The 15,407-nt window shown below is 66.9% G+C and carries 12 protein-coding genes; 5 read left to right on the top strand and 7 right to left on the bottom strand.

The window, feature by feature from the left end; genetic code table 11:
* Window positions 1-3 precede the first annotated feature (3 nt).
* The 4 genes from QZM35_RS04940 to QZM35_RS04925 form a co-directional block, all read right to left on the bottom strand.
* Window positions 4-249 carry an acyl carrier protein gene (locus tag QZM35_RS04940; protein ID WP_059666713.1) on the bottom strand — a complete coding sequence of 82 codons (246 nt, stop codon included), beginning with the start codon at window positions 247-249 and terminating at the stop codon, window positions 4-6.
* Between the two features lie 374 nt (window positions 250-623).
* Window positions 624-1,958, bottom strand: a complete 1,335-nt coding sequence (locus tag QZM35_RS04935) for an oligosaccharide repeat unit polymerase (RefSeq protein WP_301775506.1) — start codon at window positions 1,956-1,958, stop codon at window positions 624-626.
* Window positions 1,955-4,228 (bottom strand): polysaccharide biosynthesis tyrosine autokinase, encoded by a 2,274-nt coding sequence (locus tag QZM35_RS04930; protein ID WP_174971629.1) that lies wholly within the window; start codon window positions 4,226-4,228, stop codon window positions 1,955-1,957. Before QZM35_RS04930 ends, QZM35_RS04935 begins: the two co-directional genes overlap by 4 nt.
* A 59-nt stretch (window positions 4,229-4,287) precedes the next feature.
* Window positions 4,288-5,514: a polysaccharide biosynthesis/export family protein gene (locus QZM35_RS04925; RefSeq protein ID WP_089427673.1), complete on the bottom strand. Its 1,227-nt coding sequence runs from the start codon at window positions 5,512-5,514 to the stop codon at window positions 4,288-4,290.
* A gap of 128 nt (window positions 5,515-5,642) precedes the next feature.
* Here QZM35_RS04925 and QZM35_RS04920 point away from each other — a divergent pair, with 128 nt between their 5' ends.
* Window positions 5,643-6,068, top strand: a complete 426-nt coding sequence (locus QZM35_RS04920) for a hypothetical protein (protein WP_301775505.1) — start codon at window positions 5,643-5,645, stop codon at window positions 6,066-6,068.
* A 168-nt stretch (window positions 6,069-6,236) separates the two neighbouring features.
* On the opposite strand, the gene QZM35_RS04915 is transcribed toward QZM35_RS04920, so the two are convergent.
* Entirely contained in the window at window positions 6,237-8,093 is a 1,857-nt protein-coding gene (locus QZM35_RS04915; protein ID WP_089432571.1) for a S9 family peptidase, read from the bottom strand.
* Between the two features lie 573 nt (window positions 8,094-8,666).
* On the opposite strand from QZM35_RS04915, the gene QZM35_RS04910 reads away from it, so the two are divergent.
* Together QZM35_RS04910 and QZM35_RS04905 are read left to right on the top strand one after the other, a co-directional pair.
* The gene (locus tag QZM35_RS04910; protein ID WP_089427676.1) at window positions 8,667-9,926 is read left to right on the top strand and encodes an oligosaccharide flippase family protein; all 1,260 of its coding nucleotides are present in this window, start codon (window positions 8,667-8,669) and stop codon (window positions 9,924-9,926) included.
* A 476-nt stretch (window positions 9,927-10,402) separates the two neighbouring features.
* Window positions 10,403-12,604, top strand: a complete 2,202-nt coding sequence (locus tag QZM35_RS04905; RefSeq protein ID WP_089429116.1) for a glycoside hydrolase family 3 C-terminal domain-containing protein — start codon at window positions 10,403-10,405, stop codon at window positions 12,602-12,604.
* A 76-nt stretch (window positions 12,605-12,680) separates the two neighbouring features.
* Here the strand turns inward: QZM35_RS04905 and QZM35_RS04900 are convergent, their stop codons facing one another.
* On the bottom strand, window positions 12,681-12,851 hold the full coding sequence (locus QZM35_RS04900) for a hypothetical protein (protein ID WP_174971639.1): 171 nt from the start codon (window positions 12,849-12,851) through the stop codon (window positions 12,681-12,683).
* Window positions 12,851-13,429 carry a DUF4865 family protein gene (locus tag QZM35_RS04895; protein WP_301775504.1) on the bottom strand — a complete coding sequence of 193 codons (579 nt, stop codon included), beginning with the start codon at window positions 13,427-13,429 and terminating at the stop codon, window positions 12,851-12,853. The genes QZM35_RS04900 and QZM35_RS04895 overlap by 1 nt, the downstream gene beginning before the upstream one ends.
* A gap of 127 nt (window positions 13,430-13,556) precedes the next feature.
* Here QZM35_RS04895 and QZM35_RS04890 point away from each other — a divergent pair, with 127 nt between their 5' ends.
* Window positions 13,557-14,414 carry a LysR family transcriptional regulator gene (locus QZM35_RS04890; RefSeq protein WP_089429117.1) on the top strand — a complete coding sequence of 286 codons (858 nt, stop codon included), beginning with the start codon at window positions 13,557-13,559 and terminating at the stop codon, window positions 14,412-14,414.
* A gap of 240 nt (window positions 14,415-14,654) precedes the next feature.
* Window positions 14,655-15,242: a YigZ family protein gene (locus QZM35_RS04885; RefSeq protein ID WP_089432569.1), complete on the top strand. Its 588-nt coding sequence runs from the start codon at window positions 14,655-14,657 to the stop codon at window positions 15,240-15,242.
* Window positions 15,243-15,407: the final 165 nt, after the last annotated feature.

Here is a 15,407-nt window from a genome sequence, read left to right as displayed (position 1 = left end):
GCGTCATGCGGCGTGGCGCTTGCTGATCAGGTCTGCAAATTCACCGACGTTCTTCAGGCCTGAAATATCGGCGGCGGCAAGCTTGATTCCGAACGCACGCTCGACGCTCAGAACCAGACGGATATGCGACAGGCTGTCCCAGCCGTCGACGTCGGCGGCGGTCAGTTGAGGCGTTGCCACCAGCTCGTCGTCGTCGAATACGTCCCGCAACACATCGGTCAACTTGGCATAGACGGCAGATTGGCTCACGGCGAAGGCATCCTTTGACGTAGGGAAAAATGAACGATGCGATGTGCGCGGTCGAAGTCGTTCTCGCGCACGTCATCGCATTGCATCGGTCAGCGGTCCGTGGCAGCACGACAACCTCGACCATCGTACAAATGCTAGCCCGGCGATCGAATCATTAACGTGCGAAAAGCTACTTTTCCGGGAGACTGCACGGCTCGAATGCGGGTTTCGACTCCCGGGCGGAATGTCGAGCGGGTGCGCAGCCGCCCCGCCGCTTCGCGCGCGGCAGGCGCCGCGACGCGGGACCGAACGTCAACGGGGTATCAGCCGCGTTCGCGCTGCGATACGCCGCGAACCCGGCCGTCGTTCCACACGTCGGCGCGACCGCGTGCGCCTCACGGCGCGGCAGGACGGGTGAGCGGCGCGACCGATGCCGGTCGCTTGACGAAATAGCGGAACACGACGATCAGCAAGACGATCGGCACGAAATTCCGTCCGCTGAACAAATTCGGAATTCGAAGAATTTCCATGATCGAAACGAAGAGCACGGCATGCGCGCAACACCAGAACCCCGCTCCGCTCCGCCAGCCTGCGTAGCTCCGTCCGAACACCCAGCCGAGGACAACCGCATCGAGCAGCCCGAACCAGCCCCATTCGTAAAAGTGAACGAAGATCCCCGACGGATTATTGAATTCCGGGTCGGCGTAGCTGTTCAGGAACACGGTGATGCTGTCGGTCGAATCGAGCCACGGCTCCAACGGCGCACCGATGATCGGAAAATGCAGCAGCCAGTCGAAGGTGAACATCGGATGACCGCTGTCCCACCCGAGCACGCCCAGTATCCCCGCACCGTTGTTCAGCGCCGTCGAGTAATACAAGCCGAGACGTTCGATCGCGAAATCGAAAATGTTGTCGTAGACGGTGACGTAATAGGCCTCCCACGACCGGTTGTACTCGTTCGCGATGAAGAGCCCGAACAGCAACGGAATCGCGGCGTACGGCCCGAGCGTCAGCAGCCGCGAGAACCGGCCGCGAAGCCGGAACCGCACGATCATGAGCACGCACGGCAGCGCCACCTCGATCAACGCGAGCCGCTCGGCAAAGATGAAGCTGCGCAGCAGCGTCAGCACCGCGAGCACGCCGAGGTAAACCTTGTAGCGGTTCATGCCCTTGACCGGTGTCTTGAACACGTAGAAATACAGCACGACGTACGGCGCGGCTGCCTGGGTGAACGAGCTCAGGCCCGTGAAGTGCCCTTTCTGCTCGAGCATGACATACGCGTTCGCTTCGCCGTGCAGGAACGCCAGCACCAACGCCGGACGCGCGAGAATCCCGCCCAGCAGCATCAGATTGCCGAACATCGCGAGCACGAACACGAAATCGAGTACGCCGGGGAGCAACTCGGCGGGGGCGGCCGGCGGCCCCCGGCGCGACTGCGCCTCGGTCGTCGCCAGCCACGCCGTCGCCACGACCACCAGCAGGAACAATGCGCCGACCCAGGCGTAATAGCCGTCGAAGTAGAGCCGCGCAATCGATTTCTGATTGACCAGCAGACTCAATGACAACATCCCGTACAACGGCAGGATGAAGATCAGCACGAGCCGGGCGGGGTCTTCCCACCAGTAACCCGTGTAAGCACCTGCCTCGCGACGGACACGCGCCGCCTTGCGTGCCGTCGCCCCGCTCTGTCGCGGACGGGGCCTGCCTTCGCCCACGCCACGCGGTCTCATGAAGCACGTTCCATCTGTTGTCGCGACACCGCCATTCCATTGGCAGTCGCCGCGGCCTGATGCGTATTCGTATCCGTATAGCCGTAGTCGTACCGACCCGGCGCGCCCTGGTAATCGTTCAGGATCACGCCGCGCACATCGATATGCGCGTGCTCGAGCCGTCGCGCGCTTTCGTCGAGCTCCGTCAGCGTCGTCACGCCGCTACGCGCGACGAGGAACACCGTGCCCGCCAGACGCCCCAGCACCAGCGCATCGGCGACCGGCAGCAACGGCGGGCCGTCGAGCACCACCATGTCGTAGCGCGACGCGAGCTGCCCGATCAATTCGGCGAAAGCGGGCTGCAGCAGCAGTTCGCCCGGATCGGGAACGACGCTGCCCATCGCGATGAAATCGAGGCCCGGTGTGACGCCGCGCTTGATTGCCTCGTCGAGCGCATGGGTGCCCGCCACCACGTCCGACAACCCCGGCGCGCGGCTATAGCGGAACCGGTCGTGCAGCGAACCCTTGCGCAGATCGGCGTCGATCAGCAGGACCCGCCGTTTCGCGGCACCGGCGAGCGACGCGATATTCGCAGCGACGAACGACTTGCCGACGCCCGTCGTCGGCCCGGAGATCAGCACGACCGGATTCGATGCGGCCGGCATCGCCAATTGCAGCGACGCGCGCAGACCGCGCAGGCTTTCGAGCGCGGCGTCCTGCGCGCCGACCGGCGCAATCGATGCGCGCGGACCGGGCCGGCCGGCCTTTGTCCGCAGTTCCGCGGCCGCAGCGATCGCGCTGTGCGGGACGGTCGCGAACACCGGCAGCCCCGTCGCCCATTCGATTTCCTCCGCGTCGCCGATCGTGCCGACGACGCGCTGCCGGGCGATCACGATCGCCGCGCCAGCCAGCAGGCCCACCACCAGGAGACCGACCACCGCAACCCCGCGATGCGGACCGATCGGCTGCTCGGCGATCTTCGCCGTATCGACGATCCGCACGGTGCCGGTCTTGCTGGCACGTGCGAGGACCATCTGCTGGCGCGTATTGAGCAGGTTCGTGTACAGCGCGGTATCCACGGCCACGTCGCGCTGCAGTTGCAGCACGCCCTGCTCCACGGTCGGCAACTGCTGGATCTGCTTGCGCGTCGTGTCGAGCGTACGCTGCGCATCGGCGAGCTGCGCATCAACGGCCGCAACCGCCGGATGCTTCGGCATGAAGCGCGTCATCAGTTCCTCACGCCGCTGCTGCAGCGTCTGCACGCGCGTCTCGATGTCGACCGCCTGTTGACGCAATGCCAGCGCTTCGTCGCTCGTATTGACCGTCCCGTGCGATGCGCGGAATGCGTTGAAGCGGTTTTCCGCCGCCTCCAGCTGGGCCTTCAACTGCGGCAACTGGCCGTCCATATAGCGGATCAGCTTGTCGGCCGCCTCGGACTTGCGTTGCGTGTTCTGCGCCAGATACGCGTCGCCGATCGCGTTCAGCACGCGGCTGTCCTGCACGGGATCGGTGCCGTCGAGCGTCACGCCAACCATGTTCGACTGCTTGCCGCGCTCCGAGATCAGCGCGTTCTTCTGCAGCCACGTGGACGCCTCCTCGTCGCTGTAACGCGTCAGGTCGAAGCGTGCGCCGGGCTTGCCGGCCACGCCGCGCACGAACACGTCGATCGCGCCCTCCGGCGTCTCGACGTGCAACGGCTGGCCGATACGGCCCTGCCACATCGGCCCTTTCCGGCCGAAGATGCCGGTGCGCTGCAGCGTATAGGCGCCGTCATCGCCGACGGTCAACGCGAAGCGCTTGCCGAGCAGTCGTTTCGGCACGTCGAAGGTCGGCACGTCGATGCGTTCGGTGCCGTACACGTATCCGCCCGGCAACGGCGACGACAACCCGTCGGCGGCATTCACGAACCGCCAGCCGATCAGCGGCAGGTAATGCGGTCGAACGTCGAGCGCGAGGTTGGTGCTGTCGATCGCGCGATCGAGCACCGCGCGGGATTTCAGCACCTCGATCTCCGTCGATGCATCCGTCTTCAGATCGAACACCGACGATGGATCGCCAGGCGGCGACGTCTGCTTCGAGTCGGTCTGGCTTTGCTCGACCTGGAACAGGATGTCGGAGCGGTAGACGGGGGCCGCGCACAGCGCATACAGGCCTCCGGCAATCGCGCCCGCAAGCGCGGTGCAAAGGATCAGGCGCCGGCCGCCATACAGCACGCTCCAGTAGCGGCGTACCGAATGGGACGGCCGCGGAATGCGCCCGCTGTGCGAGTCAGGCAGGGTCGAAGTATTCATACAGCCTCAGTCCTGTATGGCGCGACGCACCGTCGCGGTCACAAAATCCGCCGCGAGCATCACGGCGAAATGGCCTTCGCCGTCAGCGCACCTTGCGCGGACGATGGAATCAGCAGGTTCACGACGCGGCTCCAGCGCACGAGCGACGACGCATCGACGAACACGACGTCGCGCCGCTCGAGCGGAAACTGGTCGGCGAGCGCGAACGACGCGGGCGAGCTGCCGTCGAGGTGGTACACCCGCGGACGGTTGTCCGGGCCACGGCGCACGACGAACACCTGGCGCGCGTCGGACGTGTACTGACTTACGCCGCCCGTGTCGCCGAGCGCCTCGCCGAGGCTCATCCGGCCGTCGGTCAATGTCAGCGTCGCGGGTCGCGACACCTCGCCGAGCACGAACACCTTCGCGTCGCTCGCCGCGCGCACGCGCACGAGATCGCCGTCGCGCAACAGGATGTTCGACGGATTCACGCCCGCCGAGATCAATGCGGGCAGGCTCACGTTTACGGTCTTATCGCCGCGCGTCACCGAAACCTGCGAGCGGTCTGCCGTCGGGGTGAAACCGCCCGCACGGTCGATCGCCTCGGGCAGCGTCATCGGCATGTCGTTGACGATCTGCAGACCCGGCGTGCGCACCTCGCCGTCGAGATAGACGCGCTTGCTGCGGTAGCTCTGCACGCGTAGCGAGAGCTGCGGCTTGCGCACGTATTCGCCGAGCCGCTTCATCAGCAGCGCGCCTGCCTGTGCCTCGGTCAACCCGGCCACGTGAACGAGGCCCGCGTAAGCGAACTGCACGTTGCCGTTCGCGTCGACCGTATAGCCCGTCGCGACCGAGCTGGCGCCGACCCCGTCGCCGCCACCGACCGTCTGCGTCGTCGGCAGGTTCAACTCCGGGTGGTCCCATACGACGATGCCCAGCACATCGCCAGGGCCGATCGTGTACGGCATCGGCTTGCCGAACAGCTGGCGGATTTCCGCGTCGACGTTGGCCGGCCGCCCCGCATGGTGTTGCGCGACGAAGGCCGGCGTGATCTCGATCAGATCCTCGCTCGACACGTTCTGCACGCCGTCGAGGCCGCCCGATCCCGATGCGTCGGCGCTCACGCGCGCATTCGAGTCGCGCTCGGCCGGCGGGTGATAAGTCATGCCGGGCGACAGCGCGCATGCGCTCAGTGCGCACGCGGCGGCCGCGATCGCCAGGCGCGACTGCCACGGTGCGCGACGGGCGTCGGCCCGACGGGGCCTCGGCGTGCCGAGCGTCGATTCCGGTTGCGTGGTGATTGACATGATGTCCTTCCAAAACTGTGCGGTAACCCGCCGAACGCGGCGAATTCCGGCATTACGCTTGCCCAGCGCGGCTCGCATTGCATCGCCGCACCGCCCTCTTCACCGCACGTCACTCCATACGATTCGTCATGAACTTCTCTTCATCGCTTTCGTCGTTCGTCTGCATCGTGTCGGCCGGGTTCGTCTGTACCGCCGGTGCGCAGACGCTGTCCAGCAGCCCCGCCGACACTCCGTCCCTTGCGTCGTCGACGCTACCGGGCCTGGTGCCGCCACAACGTTCGGCGCAAGCGGCGGTCGCACGCGCGGCCGCCGAACCTGCCGCGCCCGCGTCCGCGTCCGCGGCTGCCGCACCCGCGCTCACGCGTTCCGCCGCGAGCGCCGCCGTCCAGCCCGACCCGCGCGCCCACAGCACGTTGCGCCGGCCGCTCGTCCCGGCGCGCCCGCATCGCGCGCAGGTGGCCAGTACACCAACCGACGACGTATGGGGCAGCAACACGTTGTACGCATCGCCCTACGCGAAATCACCCTATGACGCGCCAGCCGAGCCGGACTGAAGCACCCGCCGGTCATGCCTCGGCATGACCGCGCATGCATCGATAAGGGATTGGACACCACGGCAAACGGCGCGTCTGTGAGCAACCTCACCGAACGCCCATCTTCATACGCGGGCGCGATCGCACCCCGATGCGCCGCTGCATGCAACGCATGCGGCACAACGCACGTCACGGCCTGCCGACCGACACGCTCCCGTACGACCCTGCGGCCGCGTCGAGCGTGGCAGGATCGGCGACGCGCACGACCGACCTCGCCGAATCACGGCCGAGTGCCTGCATGCACAGCCCGATCACGATGTCCGTGCCGACCGCGCCGTACACCGCGTGATCGACCTGCGGCTCGAGATGCAGTCGCACGTGACGCGAGTGCCTGAACGCGCGCTCGATCGCACCGAAGTGGCGCCGCACGTCGTCGATGCCGGGATCGAGCGCGCCGTACACCAGCGTCGTCCGGACATTGCGTTGTGCCAGCACGTGCATCACGCCGCGTGGTGTGCCGGCGCGCGGCTTCCAGCCGAAGCGCGCGGCGGCCTCTTTCAACGGCACGCTGACCCGCGCGATCGCATTGGCGGCGACGGCCGCCACGATCGGCCGCAAATCGCGCCGTTCGCGCACGAGGCCCTTCCACTTTTTCCAGTCGCGCACCGATAGCCAGTAGCCGCGCACCGAATTGTTCCGCTGCTTCTGCACCGCCTCCAGCGAGAGCCCGGCCGGCCACACGAAACGCGCCAGGTTGATCGCGATCACGCCGCCGAGCGACGGCGTCTTCACGGCCGCATGCAATGCCGCATAGGCGCCCGAACAGATGCCGGTTGCGATCACCTCCGGGTAGCCGAGTGCACGCAGCCAGTCGGCGGCGGCGGCCACGTCGTCGCTCGACTGCGGTGAATACACGACCGGCGCCTGGTCGTCGGGCGCGGCAACCCCGCTGTCGCCCACGCCATGCACGTCGATCCTCAGCGTCGTCACGCCGGCGCGTGCGAGCGTCCGCGCGAGGCGCACGCTGAAGCGCCCTTCTCCGCTGCGCGGATTCGTCGACGTGTTCGCGATCACGAGTGCCGGCGCGACGGGATTTGCCGGCCCCGTATCGGCGGGACGGCACAGCACGCCGACCACCCGGTCCGGCCCTACCGCGACGACCTGCTCGGTCATGTCCGTCATGTCGAGCGCGACAGCCGACTCGCCATTCCATGACGGATCCAGCGGCCGCGCGGGGTCGATGCGTGTCGCCACGTGCGGTGCCCGTTCGGCGATCCAGTTGACGAGCGTGTCGATCGCGTCGAGCGGCAAGCGCGAGCGCGTGCCGTCCAGCATCGTCGTCGACCATTCGCGGAACGAGTCGGTCGCCACGTCGACGCCGCGAGCGAGCAGTGCATCGCGCAACGCAGGGCCGTCCCCCTGATCGGGATCGATCAGCAGCATCGCGCCGGGCAACGTCGCTGCATCGCGCACGACGTCGCACAGATCGACCGCCTTCAGCGCATCGACGAAATCGTCGGGAAAGCGGTGCCCGAGCACGTTCATGCACGGTTCGTCGCGATGTGCGGCACGAATGGCCGGCGACGTGATGTCGAGCCACTGCCGATGCACGAACGACATCTCGCGGAGGTACGCACGCCCACGCACGACGGGCGCGAACGCCGCCAATGCGTCGACGCGCGGCGACGGGCGCTGGCCGTTGCCTGCGGCGGCCAGCATCGCGACCAGCGCGCCCGCACGGATTCCGACGAGCGTTAGCGACGCGACACCGACCTGGTCGCGCAGCATGTCGATCGCATCGTGAATGCTGTCGATGCACGCGGCATACCGACCGGCATCGAGATCGTCGCCCGCGGAGTCACCGCTGCACGGATAGTTGAATCGCAACACCGTGACACCGTTACTGGCAAGGCGCTCGGCGATCGCCCGCATGAACTTGTGCGTCCACGATGCCTCGTGGCCCAATGCTTCGCACAGGACCACCCCTTGTGTCGTCTGTCCCTCGTGCAGCCACCCCACGCAGCTGCCGAACGTAATCGGCTTCAATCGGTACTCCTCGGATCGGTATTTTTATCGGACGCGGACGCGTGTTCCGGCGGCTCCACCGAAATGAGCGATTCCACGATCGTGCGACTGCTCGGCGAACACACGGCGGCGCCCCCGTCCGCGCCCCTGCGCGGCCCGCCCTGTTTCGTCCGTTGCCCTGCCCGCATGCCCGCGGGAGGTGATGTTGTGTGCCTGGCACGCCGTCACGGTCTGCGCCGGGAACCCGTGCGCCGTGAACCAAAACTGTGCACTCGATTAAAGCACCCGGTTCGAGCGTCCTTCGGTGCGCCAGCTTACAAATGGATTCGTCACTGTCGCGATCCGACGACGCGCGACGGCGTGCGCGGTGTCGGGATCCACGCATGCCGCGCGCACGGCATCCGCGAACGGTAGGCTCGCGAACACAGTCGTCTCGTGCCGCCGGTATCATGGCCGCCATACGATGATGTGGCCGTGCCCGGCGACGCCGGACGCGCCACCCACCCATGCATCCGGGTCAGCGCCGACCGGCTGCACACGCGCACCGCGGCCCCATGCCGCCGCACCGCGACACCCACGGCGCCGACCGAGCGAATGTCTAACCTCAAGAAGAACTTCCTGCTGCTGCTGACGTTGCAGATTTCGATGTACGCGGTGCCGCTGCTGATCGCACCGCTGCTGACGCACGCACTGGGGCCTGAAGGCTACGGCCAACTCGCGTTCTCGCTCGCGGTCATCGCCTACCTGACCAACTGCACGAGCTACAGCTTCGACCTGACCGCCACGCCGCGCATCGCGCTCGCCCGCGACGACCGCGCGGAGCGCTCCCGTATCTTCTGGGCGACGTTGTACGCACAGATCGGCATCGCCATGATCTGCTTCATCGTGCTGGTCGCGCTGACTTTCCTGTTCAAGCGCTTCGGCGAGGACCGCGATCTGCTACTGATCGGTTTCGGCATGGTGGCCGGCGTGGCGTTCACGCCAGGCTGGTATTTCCAGGGCATGGAGAAACTGCGCGCGCTGAGCGTGATCCTGTTCATCGGCCGCATCCTGAGCCTGCCCGCGATGTTCGCGCTCGTGCACAGCCCGGCGGACATCGACCGCGCGATGATCGTCAACGCAGCCGTCCCGACGCTGTCCGCGATCGTGCTGGCCATCTACCTGTATGCGCAGCGCGAAATCGACTTCATTCGCGTGGAGTTCTCCGACGTCGCGGAATCGCTGAAAGGCGGCTGGCAGGTGTTCCTCGCGTCGACGTCCATCGCGTTCTATGCGTCGACCAACACCGTGCTGCTCGGCTTCGTATCGGGCAACGTCGCGGCAGGCTACTTCGCCGCCGGCGACAAGCTGATCCGTGCGGCGCTCAGCATGCTGCAACCGCTGAAGGCCGCCACCTATCCGCGCATCAACTACCTGATGCGGCACGCGCGCAACGATGCGTTCTCGTTCCTGCGCAAGCTGTTCGTCGTGCAGGTTGCGATGGTGCTCGGTATCTCGCTCGTGATCTTCTTCGGCGCGCCGCTCGCCGTGCGCATCCTGTATGGCCCTTCGTACGAACCGACGGTCCAGGTGCTGCGCTGGATGGCCTTCATTCCGTTCATGGCCGGCATGACCGACCTGTTCGGCGTGCAGACGATGCTGCCGCTCGGGATGAAGTCCGCATTCACGCGCATCCTGATGTCATCGGGCGTTCTGAACATCGTGCTGGTACCCGTGCTCGCAAAGTACTTCGCCGAGCTGGGCGCAGCCGCCGCCGTGCTGACGGCCGAGGCGGCGGTCGCCGCGGCACTCGCCACCGTCGTCTATCGCGCCGGGATTCCGCTTCCCGGCAGTCCGCTCGCACGACGCGGCTAGCGCGAGGTGGCCGGCATCCGACGGTGCTCCGTTCGATGCGCGCGCAACGAACCGTCCCGCGCGACCACACGCCTCCTCATTGCCCGCCGCCTCCGCACGCTCGCACACGGGTACTTCTTACTCCTCCACGCACGCTCGATCGGGAACGATGACCGTCTTTCCGCCCCGCTACGCGCCCCCTACGAAATAAAGATCACACGTATCGGTAGAAACACCGATGCTGTAGTCAAACTACATTTGTACGATTGGTCGCTGCAGAGAATCGCTACATCCGATTCGGCAGCGTCGGGCGGTCCGCGTCGCCGTCCTCGATGTTCGATCGGGCCCAACCGGCCGTAACGATTCCCCGCCTGGCCCGGCATGCCGACGCGCAACCACCCAGCATCGCCAGCCAATTGCGTCCGGTGCGAATCCACCGGACGTGCGCAGCTCCAGACATCATCCGAACAACCGGCAATACGATCATGGAGAGCAACATGCGGGACACACTCTGGCCGGCCGTCGTGCTGGCAGCGACCCTCTGCACCACCGCCTATGCGGGCGACGCCGATTTCAACGCGCAGGGCGACGCGACCGATGCATTCGCGTCGGCTGCGGCGGTTCGGCGCGCTGACCTGCTCGTGCGCAAGATGACGCTCGACGAAAAACTTCAATTCATTCATTCGCAATACGAAATGTCAAAGGTGCCGGGCGGCGGCGCCGGCTACATCCAGGGTGTGCCGCGCCTCGGCATTCCCGACCTGAACATGGTCGATTCGGCGACGGGTTCCGGCAGCACGTCGCAGGCCAGCACGACGTTCCCCGCGACGATCGCCGTCGCCGCGAGCTGGGATCGCCGCCTGTCGTACGACTACGGCAAGCAGGTCGCGATCCAGTTGCGCGCGCAAGGATTCGGCATGGGCCTCGCCGGCGGCACCAACCTCGCGCGCGAACCGCGCGGCGGCCGCCTGTTCGAGTATCTCGGCGAGGATCCGCTGCTGGCCGGCGACCTGCTCGCCGAACGCACGCTGGCCACGCAACGGCAGAAAGTCATCGCGACCATCAAGCACTACGCCGGCAACGAGCAGGAGCACGGCCGGATGGGCGGCAACACGCAGATCGACGAACGCACGCTGCGCGAGCTGTACCTGCTGCCGTTCGAGATCGCCGCGAAGCGCGGCCGGCCCGGCAGCGTGATGTGCAGCTACAACCGCCTGAACGGCACCTATGCGTGCGAGAACCCCCATCTGCTGAACGACGTGCTGAAGAACGAATGGGGCTTCCAGGGCCAGGTGCAGTCCGACTGGGGCGCCACGCACAGCACCGCCGCCGCGATCAACGCCGGGCTCGACGAGGAGGAAGACGTCGGGCCGAGCGTGTACCTGACGCCGGCGGCGGTCAAGCAGGCGATCGCGAACGGCTCGGTGTCGACCGCGCGCCTCGACGACATGGTGCGCCGTAAGCTCGCGGTGATGATCCGCGTCGGCGTGATGGACGATCCGGCCAAGGGCGGCGGCACGATCGATTTCGCGGCCGGCAACCGATTCGCGCAGGCCGCTTCCGAGCAGTCGATCGTGCTGCTGAAGAACGACGGCAACCAGTTGCCGCTCGCCGCGTCGGCGCTGTCGCGTATCGCCGTGATCGGCGGCCATGCCGATGCGGCCGTGCTGTCGGGCGGCGGCTCGGGCAACACGCGCGACCCCGTATCGGGATCGTTCGCGGGTTGCGGCGGCCTGACGTTCGGGTCATCGACGGGATGCAGCTGGTGGCGCAATCCGTGGCTGAAGGTGGACGTGCCGATCGTCGCGGCGATCCGTGCGCTCGCGCCGGCCGCGCAGGTCACGTATGCCGGCAACAGCGATCAGCAGTCGCCGTTCCGCGCGTACACGCAGCAGGAGATCGACCAGGCCGCGGCACTCGCGGGCCGCTCGGACGTCGCGATCGTCGTGGTCGCGCAGCCGGCCGGCGAGGATTTCGGTGATCTCCAGAGCCTGAGCCTCGCGAACCCGTCGAACCAGGATGCGCTCGTCGAAGCCGTCGCGCGCGCGAATCCGCACACGATCGTCGTCGTCCAGAGCGGCAACCCGGTGCTGATGCCGTGGAAGGACCAGGTCTCCGCGATCGTCGAGGCGTGGTATCCGGGCGAAGCCGGCGGCAAGGCGATCGCGAACGTGTTGTTCGGCGCGGTCAATCCGTCCGGCAAGCTGCCCGTCACGTTCCCCGCGCGCGATCAGGATTCGCCGGCCTGGGGGCAAAACGGTGCGTTCGACAACGATCCCGTCTATGCGGAAAAGCTGAACATGGGCTATCGCTGGTATGACGCGCACAACATCAAGCCGATGTTCGAGTTCGGCTACGGGCTGTCGTACACGCACTTCGCGTATTCGGGGCTGTCGGTGTCGAAGCAATGGGACGGATCGCTGAGCGTCGCGTTCACGGTGCGTAACGACGGGCGCGTTGCCGGCGCGGAAACGCCGCAGGTCTATCTCGGCGTGCCGTACAAGGACGAGCCGCCGAAGCGGCTGGTCGGCTGGGAGAAGATCCGGCTGAATCCGGGCGAGGCGCGGCGTGTGCACGTGACCGTGTCGCCGCGGATGCAGAGTGTGTGGGATACGTCGCGTAACGGCTGGCGCGTGGTGCCGGGCGGGACGGTGTACGTCGGTGCATCGTCGCGGGATATCCGGTTGCAGGGGCACTGAGCGGTAGAGGAAGAACGGAAGCGCCGCGTGCGTCGTGCGCGGCGCTTCCGTATTCACTCATCCGCAAACGCGCACCTCACCGGAACAACAGCGCCAGCACCGTCGCGAGCGCGGCAATCGCGGCGATCCCCGCCGCCATCCCGGCCAGATGCGCGGCGATCACCAGGCCGGCCGGCAATCGCGCGGATGCCGGGCCGCAGGCCCCACCCGCCGGCCCGGCCCGCGATCGGAACGCAGCGCCGGCCATCACACCCCACTCCCTTCGAGCGCATCGAGCAACGGCCGGGCCAGATGCAAAACCTGGTACACCGTGCCCGCGCCGCCGCCATCCGGCTCCTGCTCCGATACGAGCACGCGCGTCAGCCGCCAGCGCAGCGGATCGAGGCTGACGGCGGCCGCAACCGTACCCTGCCGCGCCGCCACGTCGCGATTGCGCTCGACCTCCTGTGCCAGCGTCGCATCGAGGTCGGCGTCCGCCGGAATGTCGATGGCTTCCAGCCGCACGAAGCGTCCCGCCGACGCACTGCCCTTGCGCGCATCGAGTGCGACCTGCACATCGATCGGCGCGCGTCCGAAACTGTCCGTCACGACCCGATAGCGGCCGTCCGTGACGAACCCCGCGAACGCCTGTTCATTGCGCCACAGATAAAGCGACGCATAGCCGTTTTCCGTCGCACCGTAGCGGCCCGCCTCGCGCAGCAGAAACCCCTTGAACACGAGATCCGGCGTGTCGTCCCAGAGCCTGCCGCGCTCGCGCACGCGATTGCGGATGATATCGAGGTCGTAGTCCGCCGGCAGGCGGTGCACGTAGTACGCGGTCAGCATGATCGACTCCTGGGATTGACAAGGGAGATTCCGAACGGCTCGAGAACAGCGTAGAAGACCTTGAATCATTTGAAAAGACGATGGCAGAATATTTCAATGATTCGTTTTATTAATGGATGAGTGCGTGATGAAAACGCTCGACATCGAAGCCGTGCAGGCGTTCGTGCTGACCGCCGACCTCAAGAGCTTCACGCGGGCCGCCGAGGCGATGGACACGACGCAGTCCGCCGTGAGCCTGAAGATCAAGCGACTTGAAGACGGCCTCGGCCGCCGTTTGCTGGAACGCACGCCGCGGCAGGTTCGCCTGTCGGCCGACGGCACCGCGTTCCTGGAACCCGCGCGCGAGCTCGTAGCGGCTCACCAGGGTGCGGTCGGCGCGTTCGGCGCCGGCCAGCGGCGGCTGGTGATCGGCGTGAGCCATCATGCCGTCGGCGCCGATCTGCCGATGCTGCTTCGGCGCATGAGCGAAGCGGAACCCGGGCTCGTGCTGGAGATCCGGGTCGCCGCGTCGCGCGACGTGCTCGATGCGTTCGATCGCGGCCAGCTCGATGCCGCCGTCGCGCTACAGCACGACAGCCGGCGGCTCGATGGGGAAACCCTGCTGTCGGCGTCGTTCGGCTGGATGGCCGCGACCGATTTCGAATACCATCCGCCGCAACCGCTGCGGCTCGCGACGCAGGCCGAGCCGTGCAGCGTGCGACACATGGCGATCGGCGCGCTGGACGAAGCCGGTGTCGCGTGGACTGAAGTGTTCGTCGGCGGCGGCGTGGCGACGATCGGCGCGGCGGTGTCCGCGGGGCTGGCCGTCGCCGCGCTCGGGCATCGCGTGGCGCCCGTCGGGACGGTCGACGTGGGCGCGCGATACGGGCTGCCGCCCTTGCCGGCGCGCGACGTGGTGCTCTACTCGAACCTGACCGATGCGCGGGCCCGGCAAGCGCTGCGCACGCTGGGCGCGGCGCTGCGGTCGTCGGTCGGCGCGCGGTGATAGCGCGCTTGAACCATCGGAGAAAAAATTGGAACGGCCGCTGCCGCACCATGCACAGTGGCACTTCGCCATTCCGCATCCGGCACCTCACCCGGATCGGGCCCTGACGGCATCGAAAGGCTTCGACGCGCGCCACGGTAATATTCAGTCTTCAGGCTGGCCACTGCCTGCGCGGCCAGCACCCAAAGAACCGACACCCATCATCACCTTGATTTCCCTACACTTTCCCCGTCGCGACGCATGATGTACTCGCTCGCCACCACCTACATCCGGGAACTCGAGATCCGCAAGAGCCGCTTCATCGCCTACGCGATTCCCGTCGAAGACCGCGACGCCGCGATGCAGGCACTGCAACGCCTGCGTGACGAACATCCAGCCGCCACGCACGTGTGCTGGGCATTGCTGGCGGGCGGCCAGTCGGGGATGTCGGACGACGGCGAGCCGTCCGGCACGGCGGGCCGGCCGATCCTGGAAGTGCTGCGCCATCACGATCTCGACGGTGTGCTTGGCGCGGTCGTCCGTTACTACGGCGGCGTGAAGCTCGGCGCGGGCGGGCTGGTGCGCGCGTACACCGATGCAATCGCGTCGGCGCTGCTCGATGCCGAGCGCGTCGAGCGCATCCGCTACACGCGGCTCGCCATCGAAATCGGCTATCCCGAGGAGGCGCGCGTGCGCCGCTGGATCGAACAGGCCGGTTATGAACTGGTGGACAGCGCGTACGGGATGACGGTCAAGCTCGTGATCAAGCTGCCCGAGACCGCCGACGCGAACGCGCGGACCGAGTTGTTCGACCTGACGCAAGGGCGATCAGGCTTTCCCGATCTGTGACGCGCGGCAACCGGCCGCCCCGTCGTTCCTGCTGCCGGCAAATTCCGCCGAAAAATCAGATACGTCCGATAGAAAAACCGCACGCTGCCACTTAATCTCACCGGGTTCCCGGCGACTCGCGCCGCATACGTTTTATCCGCAGGCCGGCACAGGCAGCACGCAACC

Source organism: Burkholderia sp. AU45274, from assembly GCF_030482505.1.
Taxonomy (GTDB): Bacteria; Pseudomonadota; Gammaproteobacteria; order Burkholderiales; family Burkholderiaceae; genus Burkholderia.
Note: the sequence above shows the minus strand (reverse complement) of the source record. Positions and strands in the feature narration are given on the sequence as shown.